This window comes from Bacteroides sp. MSB163, assembly GCF_036416795.1.
GTDB lineage: Bacteria > Bacteroidota > Bacteroidia > Bacteroidales > Bacteroidaceae > Bacteroides > Bacteroides maternus.
Genome location: NZ_CP143867.1, coordinates 6,184,240 through 6,205,623 on the forward strand (window position 1 = coordinate 6,184,240; position 21,384 = coordinate 6,205,623).

The following is a 21,384-nucleotide window of genomic DNA, read 5'->3' on the forward strand; positions in this document are numbered from 1 at the left end:
TATTTATGATTTGTGATTTATACACTTCGCTTCTTCATCGTATGCCAGGAAGCAGGCTCTCGACATATCAGCATTGGCGGTATCGGCTTTCAAGCCGTGCTTCCATTCCAGATAGTCCCAGGCGGTGTGCACCGCCTTGTCAAACGACTGTTCAAGCGTATCCGTGAGATTCAGCCGGTAGGGTACAAAGAGTTTCACTCCTTTAGCACCAGGGCTTACGAAGGCAAGGTCGGGTTGCAGCACTTCATCGGCAAAGAGGCAGTCACGCCACATTGCAGCTTCTTCGGTAGAAGCAAGATGGTCGATATCTATCACGAATAGTCCGGAGGGTACCATGATACACTGCTCCCGACAGTACGAAAAGATTCCGGCAGGCGTGACGTAAGGCAATAACGTCTGCTTTTTTCCACGGAATACCTTATCATTTTCCATATCAGCCCTTACTCTTTTTGTCAGTTCCTTCAGACAGGAATCGGAAGAGACATAAGCATGAAGTCCTGCTACGCTGCACACCCCCGCAGGTACTTTATTAGTGATGGGAGCGTTGAAAAAAGACATAATATACTCTTTCATGACGTTGATTCTAATTTAATTAAAAATATATTCTATAATTTCAGACTTATGTCTACAAATATACGGCGTATAAATCATCCTTTTCACTCCGTTAAAAGGCATTTACTAACCGTTTACACTCATTAAACGCTCATTGATTATTCATTGAAAATTATTAAATAGAATGGAGAAAGAAAATATAAATATGAATGACAAACCGAAAATAGAGATAAAGATATTCGGCGGTACGAACATGATAGCCCCGGCAGGCGCTACCGCCGTTCAGAATTTTTACGGCGATCAGTTTGCCGAGGTCGCCATCCGTCCCGAAGAAACCGAGGGCGTTGAAAGTCTGAACGATGCCGAGTGCCTTCTTTTCACCTACGTGCCCGACGTGAAAAAAGTGCATGAGTACACCCGACTTCTGGGCGAATGCGCCACCGCCCACGATCTGGCAAGTGTAGTAAGCATCATGCTCAGCGAGCCCCGCGTGGGCAAGGACACGGTGGTGAAAGGCACCTTCATCGAGGTTCTTCTTCCTTTCGCTTCCCGACTGACATCGGGAGCAAAGGTGGACAATGTGAGACAACAGATTAATAATATGCTGATGAGGCAAGGGAGAGGAGGAAAATAAGGGAGGCAGTTTAGAGAATGTAACCTTTTAATATTTAAAGCTTTTATAAGAAACAATGCTTATACAAAAAACAAATGTAGAGGGTTTGGTCATCATTGAGCCACGCCTTTTCAGAGACGAACGCGGCTACTTTTTCGAGTCTTTTTCCCAACGGGAATTTGAAGAAAAAGTGCGCAAGGTGAATTTCGTACAAGATAATGAGAGTATGTCATCATATGGAGTAATGCGCGGGCTCCATTTCCAATTGCCTCCTTTTACACAAAGTAAACTGGTACGTTGCGTTAAAGGCAGCGTGCTTGATGTGGCGGTAGATATTCGCAAAGGGTCGCCCACATACGGTGAGCACGTGGCTGTAGAATTATCAGAGGATAATCATTTGCAATTCTTCATTCCCAAAGGTTTTGCCCATGGGTTTGCTGTACTGAGTGAGGTAGCTGTATTTCAATACAAATGTGACAACTATTATGCTCCACAAGCCGATGGTGGAATCAGTATCTTGGATGAAGGCATAGGAATAGACTGGAAAATACCGGCTGATAAAGCGATATTGAGTGAGAAAGATACGAAGCATCCGTTACTGGGGGATTTTGAGAGTCCGTTTGAATATGGGATGGGGCTTTATGAATGATAAGAGTATTATCTCCTATCATTCTTGGGCAACTTAATACCTCTAAACAGAATACTAACATAAACCTCTTACCATATGCAAGAATCTCGTGTTAAGAAAAGCCTACTGAATGCGCGAATCAACCTAATTTGTTATTTCGTATCGTTAGCAGTAGCTTTCTTTACTCGCAAAATACTCCTTGATCGGTTAGGAACAGAATTTATCGGATTTACTGGCACCTTGCAAAGTCTGTTAGGCTTCCTAAATATGGCAGAATTAGGCGTTAGCAGTGCTATTGGTTACGTTCTCTATAAACCCATTTTTGATGATGACCATTCTAAAATAAACGAAATAATTTCCGTATTTGGCTATCTGTACCGTTGCATAGGTTTATTCATCATTGGGGCGGGATTTATCTTGTCGCTATTCCTACCCCTGATTTTCCCTAATACAGATTTCTCGTGGGGAGTAATTTATCTGGGGTATTATTCTTATTTGACTTCTTCATTATTGACTTATTTCGCAAACTATAAAATGACATTACTTTCTGCCGACCAGCGCAATTATGAAGTAATGGGGTACTACCAAACGGTTGTTTCAATGAAGATGCTCATGCAAATGGCATTAGCTTATTTCGTATGCAGCTTTTCTTTATTCCTTGTCACTGAATTGGTATTCGGAATTCTTTATTCAATAGTTTTGAATATGCGTATTCGTAAGGTTTACCCTTGGCTACAAGCTGATGTAAAGATTGGTAAGCGGTTATTTAAGAAATACCCTGAAATAGGTAAATATATCAAGCAATTATTTGTGCACAAGATAGGTTCATTCGTACAATCACAAGTAACTCCATTTCTTATTTACTCCTATGTAACATTGCCCATGGTAGCTGTTTATGGTAATTATACACTGATAATCCAGAAACTCCAAGGACTATTAGGTAGCGTACTTGATAGTACGAATGCCGGCGTGGGGAATCTTATCTCTCAAGGAAATCAAAATATCATATACCGAACCTATAAAGAGTTACTCTCATTCAGAGCTTTTTGTGCAGGATATTTTAGTATCATAACCTATACATTTATCAATCCGCTCATCTCTATATGGCTTGGTAAACAGTATATGCTCGATGATTACATTGTATTTTTGATTATAGCGCAATTATATCTAAGTATTCAACGTGGAGTAAATGACCAGTTCTTATTTGGATACGGATTGTTTTATGATACTTGGGCACCGATTGTCGAATCAATAATCTTCGTACTAGTCGCAATACTTGGAGGAACTCTGTGGGGACTTTGTGGCGTATTGATGGGCCCCATCATTTCCATAATAAGTATAGTCTATATTTGGAAACCGATTTTCTTGTTTAGACGAGGGTTCAAGAAGGGAGTCTGGAGATATTGGGGATTATTAATTGTGAATATCACAATAACATATATTATATGGATAACGACTAAGCACATATTCTCTCTATTTGATTCGTCACGCTATTTAAATAATAGCTGGTCTGATTTCTTATTGGGAGCTTTTCTATTTTCAACTATTTGTTTCCTTCTTTATTTCATCTTACAAATAACATGTTTTTCCGAATTTCGGATGCTTATCCTGAAATTGATCAAAAGGAAATGACCATTTTTATAAGTTTTATACAAAGTCTAAAACAAGATGTCTACACCTAAAGTTTCAGTAATCATTCCAGTCTATAATGTAGAACCTTACATTGAACGATGTGCCCGAAGTTTGTTTGAGCAGACTTTGGAAGAAATAGAATATATCTTCGTTAACGACTGCACGCCTGATGCTTCTATGCGGATACTACAAAATGTATTGGAAGATTATGCGCAGAGGAAGAACCAAATAATAATCATCAACCAGCCGTACAATATGGGAGCTGCCAAAGCTCGTGAAGACGGAATTAAAGCAGCACAGGGTGAATATATTATCCATTGCGACAGCGACGATTGGGTGGATAAAGAAATGTATCGCACCATGTATGAAAAAGCGGTGAAAAGTAGATTAGACTGCGTACTTTGTCGCTCGATATATTATACAGACGGTAGTTCACATAAGATGATAAAATATACTTTTAAAGAAGACAAGATGAAGTTCCTTGCCGAACTTATTTATGGCAGAACATCTGTCAGTCTTTGTAACCGACTGGTTAAGAGAGATATTTATCAACTCCATAATTTCATATATCCTACCTGTCACATGATGGAAGACAGAGTCTATTCTATTCAAATTTCTTATTATGCCCAATCACATGGCTGTGTTGATAGTCCTTTCTATTATTATTATCAACGCTCCGATTCGGTGTGCGGCAACACCTCTAATGCGGGAATGCTGCGTAACTTCCATCAAGCAAGTGTAAATTTTGCAATTATAGAGCATTTTTTACGAGATAAAAAATTACTGAGCGAATATAAGGATGCTCTATTCCATTTTGAGTTTGTAGTAAGAGGCTTCCTAATTCCATTGCTAAAAAAGAACAATAAATATCGCCGTCTGTGGATGAACAGTTTTCATAGGGGAATAAGCAGAATATGGCTGTCCAGATCAATACCATGGATGATGAAAGTTATCTCATTCTTCATCATAGTCGGAGCCTATCCTACTATTTACAAGTTATCGCACATCAGGAGAAATTAACCAAACAAAACAAAGAAGTTATGACTTGGAACAATATTCAATGGAAACTACGAATGTTAATGTTTGACTGTTATCAAATATCAATAGGCAAGATTGATAAAAACATCTCAATATTTTGTAATAACTGCATAGGAGCATTTGTTGCGCATGACTTTCGACTTCCATTCAATTCTCCTACGGTAAACCTGATGATACCTCCATCCGACTTTATTGAGTATATTGCTAACCTTGAATATTACACCAATGCGCCCATCGAACCAACAAAATCCGACCAATCATGGCCAATTGCTTTGCTGGGAGGTAAAGTACATATACATCTAATTCATTACAAAACAGTTGAGGAAGGGGTTCTCGCTTGGCGCCGGCGAGAGACACGTATTAATGCGAAACGGATGTATTTCGTACTAATCGAAACCGATGGTTGTACCTACGAAGATCTGGAACGCTTCGACCAATTACCCTACAAAAACAAAGTAGCCCCAACCCACAAGTCCTATCCACAAATCAAATGTGCTCATTATATAAAAGGATATGAAAATCAGAATGGAGTAATTGATTCTTATCGTTTCCACAAGATACTTCCATTACGAATTTATGACCAATTCAATTGGATGAAATTTTTAAAACATAGAAATGTATGATACCTAAGAAGATTCATTTTTGTTGGCTAAGTGGAGATGAATATCCCCCTCTTATCAAATATTGTATAGAAACCTGGCACAAAATATTACCAGATTATGAATTTGTGCTTTGGGATACCAAGCACTTTGATATAAATTCAGTACCTTGGGTAAAAGATGCCTATGAAGCCAAAAAATTTGCTTTCGCAGCTGACTATATCCGTATTTATGCTTTATACACAGAAGGGGGAATTTATCTTGATTCAGATGTTGAAATGATAAAATCATTCAATCCACTGCTAAATTACAAATCGTTTTTAGGATACGAAGCTTCTACTCATGGCATTGAAGCCGCCATTATGGGATCAGAACCCGGTATGTCATGGTGTAAGAAAGCTTTAAACTTTTATGAAGAACGAAGATTTTCTATGGAATATGTAAGAGAGAATGGATTCCTAGCCCCCAATGTAATAAAAATGGCCTTGCAAAAAACTTATCCGAACGAAAAAATAGAATCGGGTAAAAAGGAAGTGAATATCAATGATGGAGAATTACTGATATGTCCGGCCAATTATTTTTCTCCCATAAAATATGACATAGAAAAATGTTATTTGGATGGGAAAAATAATGCCGACAAATATAAACGTGATCCACATACATTCTGTATCCACCGCTTTAACGCATCATGGACAACCAGACCTTCTCACAAATTACAGTTATGGGATTATTTAAAAAAAAGATTACAAGAAACATTGGCTTCACTTTCTAAAAAGTAACCAGCAATAAAGTAATTTTCTATATTAAATGTTATATGTTAATCCCAATAATCTTACTTAATTATAATTCTTCGGAAGATTGCCGTAAATGTATTGGCTTTTTAAAACGTCAACAAGGTGTCGAATTAGAAATCATCATCGTAGATAATTGTTCTCAAGATGAAGACCGGGAACAAATAAAGTTACTATGCAGGGAACATGATTGCACTTTCATTCCTGCCTATGAAAATCGAGGGTACAATGCCGGTAACAACATCGGCCTTCGTTACGCAGCCACCCATAACTACAAATATGCACTAATAGCTAATCCAGATATGGAGTTTCCACAAACTGATTATATAGCAAAGATGGTAGATGCAATGGAAAAACGCCCTAACGTAGTAGTGTGCGGAAGTGACATTGTAGGACCAGAGGGTATTCATCAAAATCCAATGGAACGTGACGGTAATTGGCAAAGTAGTGTCTATTGGTTATTCGGTATGTTAAAATGGAAAAAGTCAATCAACAACTCTATGCCTACTATTCGTTTCTGCAATAGCCAATATTGTTACAAAGTATCCGGATGCTGCCTATTAGTACGCATAGACTATATGCGAAGCATAAATTATTTCGACGAAAATGTTTTTCTTTATACAGAAGAGGCTATTTTGGCTAAACAGATAGAACGTGACAACAAACGAATGTATTACTTAGCTGAAGCACGAGCAATACACCGTCATATAAAAAGTGAAAAAGGAGATCCGATAAAACATATTCGCCAATGGAAAAAATCGCGCATTTATTTTATCAAGTATTACAGTAGTGATACGTGCATGGGAAAGCAAATATCCATCATTACTATGCGCTTATATGTAGCTATTATAACAATAATATTGAGATTAAAAAAAAGATGAGAGAACGTACCCAATATATTGATATAGCAAAAGGAATATCCATTATCTGCATCGTATTGCTCCATTTCGAAGATGGGTTATTTCCACAACAACTGAACACATTCATTGGCTCCTTTATGATTTCAATGTTTTATATAGTTGCCGGATGGATTGACGCACTACACCACGAACAGCGCACGCTGAAAGAATTAATAAAAAAACGGTGGAGGCAACTTGGTATACCATATATATTATGGACAATCATAATCCTTGTTTTCGACTGTATACTGTGGACTTTAGATTATTATGACAATTATTTCATAGGAAGAGAGGTGTACAAAACACTAACTCTCCGTGGGATAGGTACATTATGGTTTCTTCCTGCATTGTTCGGTGGAGAAATTTTGTGGTACATTATACGCAAAAAAAAAAGCATATCAATAATATTAATCACTCTTGCACTGATATTGGTATATCAACATTTTTATTATAATATTTTCGATGGGCGTACCGATTCTTCAAGTAAGATTATTGAGGCACCATTCCGTACTGTAAGTAATGTGTTATCCGCTTGGATTGGAATTGCTACAGGGTATGGATTTTGCCGGATGCGCTTATCATATCCCGTTTTGTTTAATAACAAAAACAAACAAATCTGCTTCGGACTATTGCTATGCCTCATCGCATATTATACTGCCAATTACTGGCCAATCCCATTCTTGTGGGGACTATTGGCTCCTCTCTTAGGTCCTATTGGAATAATACTCATAATAATGGCTATCGAAAAGTGGAGTATATTAGCCTACTTCGATTACTGGGGGCGTCATTCCCTGATACTAATGGTTACTCATTATTCAATTATACAGGTAATCTGCGAAATAATAAATAAGACTGTATATGGTGAACCTCATTTAGCCGGCTATCACGCTCTCTATTTTTTTATCGTCACAATGATAGTCGAGTATTTTATTGCAGAACTTATACATCGCAGGATGCCATTCTTATTAGGCAAACATTAATATGAACAAGATTCTTAAATATATATCGCTACTATTCTCGGCACAGAGCTATACGTTACGCAATTTCACTACATTTCTTCTATTGCTATTTTGTATTCAGTATATTCCTATTGAAAGTCGTGCAGGAGTCAGTTGGCTGAAAGTTGCAGTAATGGCAATCTGCCCTTTCATTTTCTTACTGAAAACAACGAAAATATCTAAGGCACTATATCTGGCCACAATTTATCTGAACATAATGTGGATTGTCAGTCTGATTCATTATGAAACGTTCAGGGCAAGTACTTTAATTTATACCACACTATTTCTTTTACTATATACTACTTACTATAATTTATTGCATTGTAACCATGTCTTTGATATTGATTATTTCATCAAATTACTTAAAGGTTTAATACTGGCCTATTCTGGCTGTTTATTAATTCAACAAAGTTTTATTTTAATAGGAATTGTTCAATTCCCAATTATTAATCTTGTACAGGTTCTGAATCGAAGTTTTGGTGCAAACTCTCTATCATTTGAACCATCTTCCTCTGCACGTATTATGGCGGTAGCCTATTTAGGATTATTACGGATGTATCAACTAAAAAAGGGACGGTTGCCTAACATCAAAGAATTGTTTCAAGAACTAAGATGGTCGAGCATCGGCTTTCTTTGGGCTATGTCGACTATGGGTAGTGGTACAGCTTTTGTAGCATTGGGAATACTGTCTATACTATTCATTAAGAAACAATATTTGCTTAGTATCGCTCCCATACTTGTAGCTATATATTTCATTATTCCTTCAATTGAATTTGAACCTCTTCAGCGTGCTCGTAACGCTGTAGAAGTAACATTAACGCTTGATACAGAAAGTGTAATAGAAACAGATGGCAGCGCAGCAACACGCATAACTCCGTTGATTAACACAATTAAAAACATTGATCTGTTCAATTTAAATTCATGGGTTGGATATGGCGCAGATTATGTCAAGAGATTTAAAGGGCCTGTGGAACAAATGAAAAAACAAATGATAGGAAGAATCCAAGAGTTTGGTCTTTTTAGTTTCATCATTATGCAAATGCTTATTTTTTCTTGTGCTATTCGAAAAGTTTTGTCGGTAGAGACATTATTGTGGCTTTTCCTTTTCAGCATGACATTCGGAAATGTGTCCTATACTTGGGGGGCTATTATGATATTCACTGCTGTACGCTATTTCCAAGAACAATATGAACAAGAATTACTAGTAATTACTGAATAAATTAATTTTCTCCAAATGATTCCTGAAATAATTCATTATTGTTGGTTTGGCGGCAAAGAAATGCCAGCCAAAGAAAAACTGTGTATCGAAAGCTGGAAGAAGTATTTCCCAAAATATAAGTTCATAAAGTGGAATGAAGAAAATTTCGACTTAAACTCCTCTACTTTCTGTAAGCAAGCTTATGACATGAAAAAATATGCTTTTGTCAGTGATTATGTACGTACTAAAGTTCTTTATGAATATGGTGGATTATATTTTGATACAGATTATGAAGTATTAAAACCTATAGATACATTAATAAAGGGTAATAACAATGTTTTAGGATGGGAAAATCACTCGAATATTGGTACGGCGTTTATGGCTTTTGAAGCAAAACACTTCGTAATGAAACGTTTCCTGGAATATTACAATACTCATTCTTTCATAGATAAAAAGGGACGTATAGATAATACCGCCAATGTTTCCATATTAACCGATATTCTTATAGCTGATGGAGCAAAGTGTGACCACACATTGCAAATAATAAAAGATCTGATTATATATCCAAGAGAATATTTCTATCCTAAACGACTTGGTGAAAACCAATTCAGGCTATCTGATGACACTTATGGTATACACCATTACTCTATGAGCTGGCTCACTGAACGTCAGAAGCGAAGAGGAAATAATATATTTTGGGTAAAAGTAATGCGTCCATTGCTAAAAAAATGCCGCAGTCTTTTCCTAAAAATAATAGGAAAAGAATCAGTTCGTACACTCGAAATCAGAATAAGAAACTTCATGAAATAATCATAGTAGCGATGAATAAACATTGGGATAAAAAGCATGGAACCATATTGATGGATTTAATAAAAGAGTTAGATAAAAATCAAGTCAGATACTTCATTCTTCGAAATTATGAAGGTTTGCCGGAGACTAACCAGTCGAAGGATGTAGATATTATTGTGGAACCTTCCAAAGTAAAAGTTGCTAATACAATCCTGACAAGTATCTATAAGCAGCATGGACTGTCGCACTTGTATATGATACGATTTACCGACGTTTATTGTTGGCATGGCATGGATATAGAGCAGCATTTAAGTATTCATATTGATATTATCGGAGGCTATCGAGTAAAAGGATGTGAAGTCTTCACATTTGATGAACTCTATGAACATACATCTGAATACAAAGGATTCAAAGTAGTTGATCCATTATATGAAGGAGTGATGGTATTTGTATACAAACAATTCGGGTACAAAACCCCTAAACTAAAAGAGGAATACAAGCAAGTCATATCCAAAACGAATCAGCTCTATCCTGAATTTGCCTCCATACTTCAGAGAATTTTAGGAGATAAACTAGCACAAGTCGAACTGGAATTCATTGTTCAAGGAGATTATGACAAGTTGTTATCGAAGCATAAGAAACTAACCCAACAGTTACGCCACTACGCATTGAAAAAAGCCCCCTTATCGTGTTTAATTCATACCATGAAGTTCTATGCGTTGAAGTTATGTCGATTAGTATTATGTCGCCATAGGTATGTAAAGTCCTTCTCTGTAATGGCTCCTGACGGAGCAGGCAAAACAACTTTTTTGAATAGTCTTGTAGAAGAAATGGCCTTCTATTTCACAAAAGATACAAATTGCGGACATATTTATCATTTCCGCCCTACTATTCTGCCTAATTTGGGAGAAATAGGAGAAAAAGTGGGGATAATGGAACAAGACACCAACTATTCCGTTCCTCATCGCGCAAAACCAGTGGGTATAATGAGTTCTTTCACAAGGATCACTTACTACTGGATTGATTATATATTGGGATGGTTCATAGTAACAACGAAAGATATTCTACGCGATCGTTTCACAATCTTCGACCGTTACGCTTATGACTTAATTGTCGATCCAGGTCGTACACGGCTCAATTTACCCATATGGATCAGGAAAAAATTTGTAAAGTTTATGCCGGAACCTCGTTTGTCTTTTTATATCAAAGTAGACCCCGAAGAGATTTATCGCAGAAAACAGGAACTGCAATTGGATGAGATTAAACGGCAAGTATCTGACTACGAGAAATTGGTCTCTACTAATAAACGTATACTCCCAATTGACGGAAATTGTCCAGTGCAGGAAATGGTAAACGATGCAATTAAAATGATTTTAGACCAGTTTACAATAAAATTAAAATAATATGCAACTATGGAAAACGAAAAAATAAATCAGAGAAGATGCTCTTTTTCTCTATTATCATTCCAGTATACAATGGCCTTTCCCATATTATATTGAGTATTTTCTACATTAACAATTCCCTTGTTTAGAATACTCAGATATATTCACCGCTACAAGACTGCAAAACAAAGAAATAAGGAATAAATGGAAAAAGATAAACTTAAATTATTTATCTCCGCCTACGCTTGTGAACCGGATTTAGGTAGCGAAATTGGTGTGGGCTGGCATTGGGTACTGGAGATGTCCAAGTACTTTGAGCTATGGGTATTAACTCGCAAGAGTAACCAACCTACCATTGAACCTTGGATTGCTAAATATCCCGAATACAACCATATACATTTCCTTTATTATGACTGGCCCAAATGGGCACGGTTTTGGAAAAAAGGGTTACGAGGAGTAAGAACCTACTATAATATCTGGCAGTATTGTACCAACAGCATTGTGAAACGAACCATGCAAGAGAATAAGATAAAGATTTTCCATCACCTTACTTACGGCAATGTACTCTGGAAGGTGAGCAAATATGGACAAATGCAGTTCTTCGTATGGGGACCAGTTGGTGGATTGGAGAGTATTCCAAAGGAATATTCCCGTCATTACAATAAGAAATCGCAAATCATAGAGAAAATCCGGAGGATAGCAATATCAGCAACATCGTATAACTACGGATTTAGACAACGTTGTAAACGAGCCAATCTAATTCTATGTAAGACAGAAATAACCCGTAAGCAAGTACCACAGAAGTATGCAGACAAAGCAATTCTTTTTACTGATGTGGCAGCAGATATTGTCAACACATCAAAGCTATCTAAAGAGAAGAATGATACAATTGAATTTATCACTGTAGGACATCTGGATGCATGGCGAGGTTTTGACCTAACGATTGAAGCTATGGCAGAAGCTATAAAAGAAAATACTCATCTTCATTTAACAATCGTTGGGGATGGATCGGACAAGAAAAGACTTGAAGAACTTATTAAAAAATTTAAGTTGGAAAAGGCTGTGACACTAACAGGAAAAGTTCCTATGGAAACTTATAAAACAATGATGGATAGAGCGGATGTTGTGATTAACGCTGCCCTAAAAGAGGGTGCTGTTACCGTATCATTCGACTGCATGGCTATGGGAAAACCGTTGATTTGTCTGGATACCACCGGTTACACCCGCTACTTTACCAATGAATATGCCATCTTAATTCCGCGAACCGGAAGAAAAGAAGTCATCCGAAATATAAAAGACGGAATATTACGTCTCACAGACTCAAGAGAACGGGAAATGCTCGGACGAAAGGCACAGGAAGCCTCCTGTAAATTCTCATGGGAGAATCACGGGAAAGAAATTCGCGATGCGATTGTCAAGGCTTATATATCTTATTCTTCCAAATAAAATAAATGCAAGTCGATTCCATTTTAGAACGTTTCCTCATAGAGGGAACGGGTAAACATCTATATCGTTTTTCTAATGCTGACGGTAAAACCTGGCTGATGCCTGCACATAATATGCAGGTGGCAATGAATCTTTACCAACCCAGCGGCCGAAATGGAAAAATGGTAAAAGCGTTACTTCCGTGGCTACATCGCTTACCATTCGTTCTCAAAGTCATCCATGCGAAAAGTGTGTATTTTGACATAAATGATGAGTTGAAGCGGTTGTTTTATCAGTTATTCCACGAAGCAGAGATCGATTTTTCAATTTTCTGCGGTACTCCTTGTGTACATCAGAAGATTACAATGCAAATCAGCAAAGGCAAACGTATTTTAGGCTATTGTAAGGTGACGGACAATGAGAATATTGCTACTTTGTTCAAAAGCGAAGCCCATATTCTAAAAGAGTTGGATCAAAAAGGATTAAAGGAAACACCAGTATGCATGTTCTGCGGAGAAACAACAGATGGAATAAAATTGTTCGTGCAAAGTACAGTAAAAACCCGGAATTCACAAGTTGTGCATAAATGGACAGCGTTGCATGAGGATTTTCTTGACCGACTCTATAAAAGCACCCATCAACTCATTACTTTTGAGCAAAGTGATTACTACCGGACATTAACTGATTTACAGTTGCATATCGAATGGCTTCCTCAAGAAGTGGATGTCACGTTGGTAACGACTGTCATTAATCGGGTATTATCGCAATACCAAAAACAGGAAATGGATTTTTCTGCCTATCACGCAGATTTCACTCCATGGAATATGTTTATGGAGAACAGACAATTATTTGTATTCGATTGGGAATATGCACGGCTTACCTACCCTCCCAAGTTAGATAAATATCACTTCTTTACTCAAACGGCATATTTTGAGAAGCGTTGGAGCGTTTCGCAGATTATCGAATATATAAATTCAGAAAATGGGAAATGGATAGACCGGGAGATGTATTTACTCTATTTATTAGAGATAATATCTCGTTTCGCTATTCGTGAGAAAGGGAACATAAACAGAGAAATGGTTAAATCATTCCGAATCTGGATATCCTTACTAAAATATTTACAGGAATGAACCGTATCATCTGTTTCCACCTCTTTAACGACTATAGTGGTAGTCCCAAAGTACTGAAAATGGCACTGGAAGGCTTACTCAAAAAGGGTTATCAAGTAGATTTAATATCTTCCAAAGGTGGCACGCTGGATGAATTACTGCATTACAAGAACTTGCGTAAGTACTCTTACTCTTACCGCTTTTCCAATAATCCGGTAATAACAATACTGCGCTATAGTACTATACAGATTTACACATTTTTATTGGCGTTCCGCTGGCTATTCCATAAAGATGTGGTATTCTACATCAACACTTTACTTCCTGTAGGACCGGCATTAGCCGGGCGCATCATGGGTAAACACATAGTTTATCATTATCATGAGAACGCATTTGCAAAGGGAGGATTCTACAAGGCACTGGCTACTGCCATGCAGAAGTTAGCGCATGAAATCATCTGCGTATCAGAATACCAAGCATCATTCCTGCAACGGAAAAAAGGTGTAATAGTTGTACCCAATGCCCTGCCAAAGAATTTCGTAAACAGACTGACTCCCAACCTCCAGACAGCCTTTGAGCGAAAACAGATTTTAATGCTCGGCTCATTGAAATTGTATAAGAGTCCGTTGGAGTTTATCGAACTCGCACAAATATTACCACAGTTTGTTTTTGAACTGGTGGTGAACGACACGCAGGAGAACATTAACTGCTTTATGAAGGAACACAAGATAAATATCTGTCAAAATCTGACCATATATCCTCGACAGAATGATGTCGTACCTTTCTACAATCAGGCTTCACTCGTTTTGAATCTTTCCAATAAAGAACAGGTAGTAGAAACATTCGGATTGACAGCATTGGAAGCAATGAGTGCTGGGTTGCCAGTGATAGTGCCCACAAAAGGAGGAATTGCAGAAATGGTTGTGAATGGAGAGAACGGCTATAAGATAGACGTACAAGAACTGGATAAAATAGCCAATGCCATCAAGAATATTCTATCAGAAAAAGCACTATACACACTATTGGCAACTAATGCTTTAAAATACTCTGAAAAATTTAATGCTGGCAATATGATTGGGCAAATTACAAAAGTACTCGCCACAACATCATTAAAAGAAAAATAACGGAATAGATTAGGAAATACAAAATAGAATTTATTACTTTACATTTAACAGTAAACAATGACCATCATGAAATCTCAAAAAGAATATATTGCGTTGCTCAGCGAATATTTCCGCACTAAAGCTACCAGCTACGGTGTGGAGCGGATGGGACTTTTGGTTCTGTTAATAGAAGAAGCCATTAACTTGATTGAGAAAAACTCCTCTCATATCAAATCCGCCCAAGATTTTTTATACAGTTCGGATGAAATGTTCACATTGAGCGGTATTTGTATGCAACTCATTTTTATTGGTGAGAGTGTCAAGGTGCTTGATGCCAAAACAGAACACGACTATTTATTAAAATATCCCATGGAATGATATTATGGAGTTACAAGATATCATAGCACATGAATATCACCATATTGACGCTGAAGAAATATTTAAAGTGATCAAAATAGACTTCCCCATTTTACACAATACAATTTTGAAAATGAAATCTGACTTCTGAAAAAAGTAATCCCGATTTTATTTCAATTAGTTTTTGTTTAAAATTTCCTCCTATACTCTTTTAATAGCTTGCTCAAAAAGATTCTGCAAGCAAAAATAATAGCAGTTTACGATTTGCGCAAGAACTTCCTGCGTAATTCATAAGCTGTCCAACAAAAGCATCTAATCTTTTTATATTTATGAAACAAGTAGCTATCGTAGGCATACAAGGTGTGCCTGCAAAATATGGCGGCTTTGAGACTTTAGTGGAGAACATTATCGGTGATAACTGTTGCTCCGAAGTCCGTTATACCGTTTTTTGTAGTGGTAAGGATTATGCCACACGCATGAAAACCTACAAAGGAGCACAACTGAAGTACATCCCGCTATTCCATGCCAATGGGATGCAAAGCACTCCTTATGATATTCTGTCGATGCTTAGATGTTTGCGAGGTTATGATACTGTAATCATATTAGGTGTGTCAGGCTGTATTTTTTTGCCCGTCTTCAGACTGTTGTATCGGAAGCAATTAATAGTGAACATTGACGGGTTGGAACACCGGAGGGCCAAATGGGGTAAGTTTGCCAGATGTTTTCTGCGAACAAGTGAAGCGATGGCCGTACACTATGCTGACGTAATTATAGCCGACAATAAAGGAATACAGGAATACGTATGGAATACGTATCATAAGAAAGCCGAATTAGTAGCCTATGGAGGAGATCATGCACAAAGAAATGTCACCGAAGAAAGGCAGAACGAGATTATGAGGCAATATGGAATCACTCCCGAAAACTACGCTGTCAGTGTATGCCGTATTGAGCCGGAAAACAACTGTCATCTGATCCTGAAAGCCTTTGCTATTTCTGGAAAGAATCTGGTTTTTGTGGGAAATTGGGAACGGAGCGAATACAGCCGACGACTCAAAGAAGAATATTGCGGTCGAAAAAATATACAGATGGTAGATTCTGTGTATGACCTCGATATACTCTATGCACTGCGCAACCAATGCAGGTGCTATATCCACGGACATAGTGCAGGCGGCACAAATCCTTCGTTAGTGGAAGCTATGTTTTTCGGCAAACCGATTTTAGCTTACGACGTGATTTATAATCGCGAGACAACAGAAAACGAAGCTCATTACTTCAAAACAAGTGAAGAACTGGTAGAATTGCTACATGACAGCCCCGAGGGTGGATACAAGATGCGGGAGATTGCAAGGCAACATTATACCTGGGCTTTTATAGCTCAACAATATAAAGCATTACTTTCATCCCACAAATAACTAACCATCTTCACAAAAGAAAACTCATCAGTAAAATATTTTATAAACTATCCATACTTATCGAATTATTTATAGCGGCAAAGTGCCGGAAACAATCGCCTTACCTGGTAATTGTTTCCGGCACTGTCTTTATAGAAGAGCCATAGGAAGGAAAACATTCATCACTTTCCTAACGTCCAGTTAATAGCATTCCTGAACATCTTCGTGAAATCTTCCGTCTCATACAGCCTCTTGCTGTGCCCTATCTGGAAATAAACATTGCGCGCTTTTTTACCTTCGTTCACCCATACCACAGGATGGTCACCCATCTTGATGTCCGAAGCAGGCGTATAGGTAGCCTCATCAACACTGGCTAACACATGCACATTCGGACGTGGACTCTTGTCATAAGTGTACCACTCATCATCAGGCACCACGAAAGAAGCCTGCACCCCCTTCATCACCGGATGTTTCTTATCCTCCACAATCACCATACCATCAGCAAGCGGCGCTATATAATTCTGGAAACGTACACCTCCCATAAAATCAGAGAACCATTGCCACAGTGGAAAACCGTCAAACTCACCCAACAAAGTGGCATGATGGAAACCGATCCAACCGCCTTTACCTTCCTCTATATATTTAACGAAAGCATCTTCCGCCTCTTTCGGCCATGTATAAGGAGGATAATCCAACTGGATAATCAGATTGAACTGGGACAGATAAGTCTCCGTAATAGGTTTGGCATTGTTTATCTCGGTAATGCTGAAATTCATCTTTCCACTTTCATCGGTCAGCCACTTCAGACCCGCATCCGTAAATCCGCCATGCTGACCACCTCTTTCCGTCAATACCAGCACCTTAGTTCTATGCTTCTTACCAAGCAGATTCTCAGCCACCGTACGACGCAAATCTCCTTGCTCATTATCACCACTATAGTCCCAATACATACCACCCAATAAATCTCTATCCAAGATATATTGACACTTGATTGCCAGTGAACGGGCATTTTCAAAGCCGAATACCAGTGTATCATTCTCATTAACCAGATAAGGAACCTGTGCAACCGTATCCCACTTTTCAGTATAATCACCACTGGTGCTTCCTACTTTATTAAAATCCTGGAAACTGGGGTAACCATCTCCACCACGGCCATAAAAAGGCATCCCCATCACCAGCATGGAAGGGGGTACACCGGCTTTCAGATGCGCAGTAACAGCCTCATCCGACGTAATGCCTCCGCTGTTAGCAGACCGATAAAGTGCCGAATGGTGTTTTGGAGCAGAGGCCATGTCATAAGCCATGATATTCACAAAGTTGATAAAAGGAAGAATAGCCTTGAAGTCGATATACTTCGCTGAAGCCACAGTGGCAAGTGTCAGTTCTTTCCGATCACCTATCGCCGCCCTGATATCTTTCATCAAAAGCGTAAAGTTCTCCGTGTCATCGGGTGAAGCTGAAATGTTCGCCATGGAACTTGTGGGATATTCCCAGTCGATATCGATGCCATCCAGATCAAATTCCTTCACTACCCGGTCGCAATCTTTGGCAAACGCCCGGCGATATTCATCATTGGCAGCCATTTCACTGAAACGTCCGCTACCCCATCCGCCAACAGACAGAAGTACTTTCAATTCGGGATTTTGCTTCTTCAGATCCACAATCTGTTTCAAGCGTTCTTCATTGTCAATCCCGACGCCATCAAAACTTTCGTTTACATGACCGAAAGCATAATTGATATGCGTCATGTACTGGGGGTCCGGCATGATGTCACTCCAGGAAGTTACATACGCCACAATCACTTTGGAATTCAAGGGGTTCGCTGTGCTTTCCCCCGACTTGGTGGTGCTGCATGAAGCCAATATGGCTAAAGCAACCGCCATCATCATTCTAATCTTCTTCATAAATATTATAATTAATCTGCTGTTTGACGAATACGCGAACCTATCAATGCGTAATAGAGCATGAATATCTCGCCCAAAAGTACAATAAACCAAGACCATCTCCAACTTCCGAGCACATCAGCCAGTATTCCCTGCAACAAAGGCAGGATGGCACCACCCACTACACCTATCATAAATACCCCGGAAGCCACAGATGTATATTTACCCAAATGGGCTACGGACAGGGTAAAGATGGCTCCCCACATAATAGAATGGAACAACCCGACTGCCGTCAGCAACCACGGATTATTCAGAAGGATAGCCAACAAGGCAAGCACTCCTGCCGAAACCGTAGTTACAACCAACTGCACACGAGGAGAAATCTTACTCAAAGAGCTTCCTACCAACCGCCCTACGAGCATCCCGCCCCAATATAGGGTAGCCATTAATGCCGGAGATGCATAATTCATTTCAATGGCATACAAATTGATATTGGCACCTATACAGACTTCCACGCCCACATAACAGAATATAGCACAAACTCCTAAAGTGAGATGCCGGAACGACCAGATACTCTTTTCCAGCTTCTCACCTTTCTCTATCCGAGTTCCCTGTATATCCGGCAAAGATAGTTTCATTAACAGGAAAACAATCAAAGAAATCACCACTATCAGCACCAGGAACGGAACCATCAGCTGATCTATCCGGATATCTTCCATTGCCAAGCCACCGAAAACAACCCCCGTAACAAAATAAGGTGCCAAAGTGGTTCCTACGGAATTGGCAGAGCCACCAATGGCAAGACGTTGAATGGCTTGTGTACCTTTCACATGGCAAGCCGTGAGATAAGGATTGATAACCACCTGCAATATGGTAGCAGAGGCTCCCACCACAAAAGACCCCAGAAGAAAAATAAAGAAACCACCGGGAATAACATTTCCTCCGACATGCCAGTTGGCTTCCGGAAAGAAAACCGTAAAATAAGAGGAAGCGAAGAACAATCCAAGACCAGCCACCATTACCAGCAGTCCGCGCATCAGCGTACCTTTATAGCCATATTTACTAATCCAGGACGACCCTACCCGACCACAGACCGGATAAGCCAGAAACCAGGAAAAGGTGATCAATGTGGCGAATGTGTTTTTCAGGCCACCCACTTCGGCAAGGAATGTTTCTTTCAACGGTCCCTGGAACTGAGTATTGGCAGTAGTGAGGAAGCCTACAATGAAGAACAGGAATACCATTGTGATAAATGGCCCCATATAGTTCACTTGTTTTTCTTGTTGTGTCATAGTATCATGTATTAAATAAAAGAAATTCGCAATTCGGGTGAAGCTGAAGTACCGATGCAGGAACTTCCGGTGTAACGGGCCCCTCCAGCATTTTCCTGACGATATCCGCCTTATTCGCACCTTTGGCAACCAATATGATTTTACGGGCTTGCATGATATTCCGGATTCCCAAAGTAGCACCATCCAGTTCTTTCTCCGGCGGTGTATTCGTTTCCCGTCGGATACGTTCTTCCAGCTCAGCATTCATTTGAGTCACCCATGTTTCTCCGCCTAAGGGAGAACCCGGCTGATTAAAACCCAGATGGCCATTCTCACCCAATCCCAAAATCAGCAGGTCAATACCTCCACGACTCTCTATTTCCTGCTGGAAGAGCTTGCAGGCTTTGTCAAAATTGTCAGAAACTGTAGGTAACATCAGGAAGTTATCTTCTGGGATGCCCAGCGTATCGATCAGTTCTGTCTTCAGCATTGTGTAACATGCACCTGCATACTCACGGGGTACATTAGTCACCTCGTCCAATCCGAAGAAGGTAACAGAAGAAACATCAAAAGGATATCGGGAATAGATTTCTCCAACCAAACGGTGCAGGTTGCCGGTAGTACGCCCTGTAGAAAGTCCGATAACACTTTCCGGCTTATTCAGAATTTCACCAATAATGCGCCATGCAGCGATACAATCAAATTCTTTTTCACTCTTTGCTATAGTTATTTTCATGAGTCCACTTTCTTATCAATAATCATTAATCACTAACCATTAATCACTATTTACATATTCATCGCCACTGCGCCTGCACCCAGCAAACCTATAAAACCCGGGTTCAGTTTCGTGATTACCACACCATTGGTTACAAAGCGCATCGTAGTAGGATGAAGTTTCTCCAGTATTTTCTCATGAATATATCCGTCGGACACAATGCCACCACCCAATACCACCGTATCAGGATCAGTAACCCGTACCAGATTCATGATAAGATTTGCCAAAGCTTCCGAGGCATTTTCAACCAGAGCCACACACAGAGGATCTCCTTTCTGGCTTAGCGCAAAGACTTCGCTGATCAGTACCCGTTCTCCCTTTTCTGCCGGGATATGCAGATTGGTTTCATATCGGTTGCGAAGAAGACGGGCGCAATTATCAAAACCGATACCGGCGGCAATGGCCTCCACACAATCCATTCTTCCGCAACCACACTTAATGCCAAGATTCACTCCCACACGCACGTGTCCTACCTCACCCGCATTGAAGTGACTGCCACGTATCTGCCTGCCATTGATAACCGTACCGACAGCAATACCTGTACCTACATTAATATAAATAAAGTTTTTGGAAATTTGTCCGAATCCCCAGACGCGTTCGGCACGAGTGGCACTTTTCACATCATTATCTATATGGCAGGGAATACCATAAATATCCGACAATTCCTTTGCCAGCGCTATCGGTTGCGTCCGACTCGGATCAATCTGTAACCAAATGCCCTGATTAGGATCTACACGCCCTATCAGCCCGACTCCCATACCGACAGGTTTCTGGTCGCACCAGCCCACCGTACGGATATAATCATCGAGTGATGACTTTATGATTTCCGAAGCAGCTTGCTGATTAAAATATCCGGAGTCATATTTCTTATACCTTAAAATATTACCATGGCTGTCCACCTCACCAATCAGTAGCTTGGTTCCACCCAAATCAAGACCTAAATAAGTTTCCATT

22 protein-coding genes are annotated in these 21,384 nt (G+C 39.3%); 17 read left to right on the plus strand and 5 right to left on the minus strand.

Translation table 11 applies throughout. From position 1 onward, the window contains the following. Window positions 1-3 precede the first annotated feature (3 nt). The gene (locus VYM24_RS24320; RefSeq protein ID WP_291550712.1) at window positions 4-573 is read right to left on the minus strand and encodes a BT4734/BF3469 family protein; all 570 of its coding nucleotides are present in this window, start codon (window positions 571-573) and stop codon (window positions 4-6) included. A gap of 163 nt (window positions 574-736) precedes the next feature. On the opposite strand from VYM24_RS24320, the gene VYM24_RS24325 reads away from it, so the two are divergent. From VYM24_RS24325 to VYM24_RS24405, 17 genes are all read left to right on the plus strand, one after another. Beyond that, the gene (locus VYM24_RS24325; RefSeq protein ID WP_291550711.1) at window positions 737-1,186 is read left to right on the plus strand and encodes a hypothetical protein; all 450 of its coding nucleotides are present in this window, start codon (window positions 737-739) and stop codon (window positions 1,184-1,186) included. 55 nt (window positions 1,187-1,241) lie between these two features. Further along, window positions 1,242-1,814: a dTDP-4-dehydrorhamnose 3,5-epimerase gene (gene rfbC / locus VYM24_RS24330; RefSeq protein ID WP_291550710.1), complete on the plus strand. Its 573-nt coding sequence runs from the start codon at window positions 1,242-1,244 to the stop codon at window positions 1,812-1,814. 75 nt (window positions 1,815-1,889) lie between these two features. Continuing rightward, window positions 1,890-3,425 carry a lipopolysaccharide biosynthesis protein gene (locus VYM24_RS24335; protein ID WP_291550708.1) on the plus strand — a complete coding sequence of 512 codons (1,536 nt, stop codon included), beginning with the start codon at window positions 1,890-1,892 and terminating at the stop codon, window positions 3,423-3,425. 36 nt (window positions 3,426-3,461) lie between these two features. Beyond that, window positions 3,462-4,445: a glycosyltransferase family 2 protein gene (locus tag VYM24_RS24340; RefSeq protein WP_291550706.1), complete on the plus strand. Its 984-nt coding sequence runs from the start codon at window positions 3,462-3,464 to the stop codon at window positions 4,443-4,445. Between the two features lie 20 nt (window positions 4,446-4,465). Beyond that, entirely contained in the window at window positions 4,466-5,086 is a 621-nt protein-coding gene (locus VYM24_RS24345) for a DUF1919 domain-containing protein (RefSeq protein WP_330941097.1), read from the plus strand. Continuing rightward, complete coding sequence (locus tag VYM24_RS24350; RefSeq protein WP_291550703.1) at window positions 5,083-5,841, plus strand: glycosyltransferase family 32 protein; 759 nt, start codon at window positions 5,083-5,085, stop codon at window positions 5,839-5,841. Before VYM24_RS24345 ends, VYM24_RS24350 begins: the two co-directional genes overlap by 4 nt. Before the next feature lie 35 nt (window positions 5,842-5,876). After that, on the plus strand, window positions 5,877-6,734 hold the full coding sequence (locus tag VYM24_RS24355; RefSeq protein WP_291550702.1) for a glycosyltransferase family 2 protein: 858 nt from the start codon (window positions 5,877-5,879) through the stop codon (window positions 6,732-6,734). Next, window positions 6,731-7,732 (plus strand): acyltransferase family protein, encoded by a 1,002-nt coding sequence (locus VYM24_RS24360; RefSeq protein WP_291550700.1) that lies wholly within the window; start codon window positions 6,731-6,733, stop codon window positions 7,730-7,732. Before VYM24_RS24355 ends, VYM24_RS24360 begins: the two co-directional genes overlap by 4 nt. A gap of 1 nt (window position 7,733) precedes the next feature. Beyond that, window positions 7,734-8,969, plus strand: coding sequence for a hypothetical protein (locus VYM24_RS24365; protein WP_291550699.1), 1,236 nt, complete (start codon window positions 7,734-7,736; stop codon window positions 8,967-8,969). A gap of 15 nt (window positions 8,970-8,984) precedes the next feature. Continuing rightward, window positions 8,985-9,758, plus strand: coding sequence for a glycosyltransferase family 32 protein (locus VYM24_RS24370; RefSeq protein WP_291550697.1), 774 nt, complete (start codon window positions 8,985-8,987; stop codon window positions 9,756-9,758). Window positions 9,759-9,769: 11 nt separating this feature from the next. Next, on the plus strand, window positions 9,770-11,140 hold the full coding sequence (locus tag VYM24_RS24375) for a nucleoside/nucleotide kinase family protein (RefSeq protein ID WP_330941098.1): 1,371 nt from the start codon (window positions 9,770-9,772) through the stop codon (window positions 11,138-11,140). Between the two features lie 183 nt (window positions 11,141-11,323). Continuing rightward, a complete protein-coding gene (locus tag VYM24_RS24380) occupies window positions 11,324-12,565 on the plus strand; it encodes a glycosyltransferase family 4 protein (protein ID WP_291550694.1) in 1,242 nt (413 codons plus the stop codon). 5 nt (window positions 12,566-12,570) lie between these two features. Further along, entirely contained in the window at window positions 12,571-13,674 is a 1,104-nt protein-coding gene (locus tag VYM24_RS24385) for a phosphotransferase (protein WP_299094072.1), read from the plus strand. Then, the gene (locus VYM24_RS24390) at window positions 13,671-14,774 is read left to right on the plus strand and encodes a glycosyltransferase family 4 protein (protein WP_291550691.1); all 1,104 of its coding nucleotides are present in this window, start codon (window positions 13,671-13,673) and stop codon (window positions 14,772-14,774) included. Before VYM24_RS24385 ends, VYM24_RS24390 begins: the two co-directional genes overlap by 4 nt. A gap of 66 nt (window positions 14,775-14,840) precedes the next feature. Continuing rightward, a complete protein-coding gene (locus tag VYM24_RS24395; protein ID WP_330941099.1) occupies window positions 14,841-15,131 on the plus strand; it encodes a hypothetical protein in 291 nt (96 codons plus the stop codon). 4 nt (window positions 15,132-15,135) lie between these two features. Further along, on the plus strand, window positions 15,136-15,261 hold the full coding sequence (locus tag VYM24_RS24400) for a HepT-like ribonuclease domain-containing protein (RefSeq protein ID WP_291550688.1): 126 nt from the start codon (window positions 15,136-15,138) through the stop codon (window positions 15,259-15,261). 178 nt (window positions 15,262-15,439) lie between these two features. After that, window positions 15,440-16,522: a DUF1972 domain-containing protein gene (locus tag VYM24_RS24405; RefSeq protein ID WP_330941100.1), complete on the plus strand. Its 1,083-nt coding sequence runs from the start codon at window positions 15,440-15,442 to the stop codon at window positions 16,520-16,522. Window positions 16,523-16,683: 161 nt separating this feature from the next. Here the strand turns inward: VYM24_RS24405 and VYM24_RS24410 are convergent, their stop codons facing one another. Genes VYM24_RS24410 through VYM24_RS24425 form a run of 4 tightly spaced genes read right to left on the minus strand, consistent with a single transcriptional unit; the run spans window position 16,684 to window position 21,383 of the window. Continuing rightward, window positions 16,684-18,405 carry a glycosyl hydrolase family 18 protein gene (locus VYM24_RS24410; protein ID WP_291550685.1) on the minus strand — a complete coding sequence of 574 codons (1,722 nt, stop codon included), beginning with the start codon at window positions 18,403-18,405 and terminating at the stop codon, window positions 16,684-16,686. 11 nt (window positions 18,406-18,416) lie between these two features. Beyond that, window positions 18,417-19,676, minus strand: a complete 1,260-nt coding sequence (locus tag VYM24_RS24415; protein ID WP_291550683.1) for an MFS transporter — start codon at window positions 19,674-19,676, stop codon at window positions 18,417-18,419. A gap of 4 nt (window positions 19,677-19,680) precedes the next feature. Continuing rightward, a complete protein-coding gene (locus VYM24_RS24420) occupies window positions 19,681-20,391 on the minus strand; it encodes a 6-phosphogluconolactonase (RefSeq protein WP_330941101.1) in 711 nt (236 codons plus the stop codon). Window positions 20,392-20,441: 50 nt separating this feature from the next. Then, window positions 20,442-21,383 (minus strand): ROK family protein, encoded by a 942-nt coding sequence (locus VYM24_RS24425; RefSeq protein WP_007214966.1) that lies wholly within the window; start codon window positions 21,381-21,383, stop codon window positions 20,442-20,444. Between the last annotated feature and the right edge of the window lies 1 nt (window position 21,384).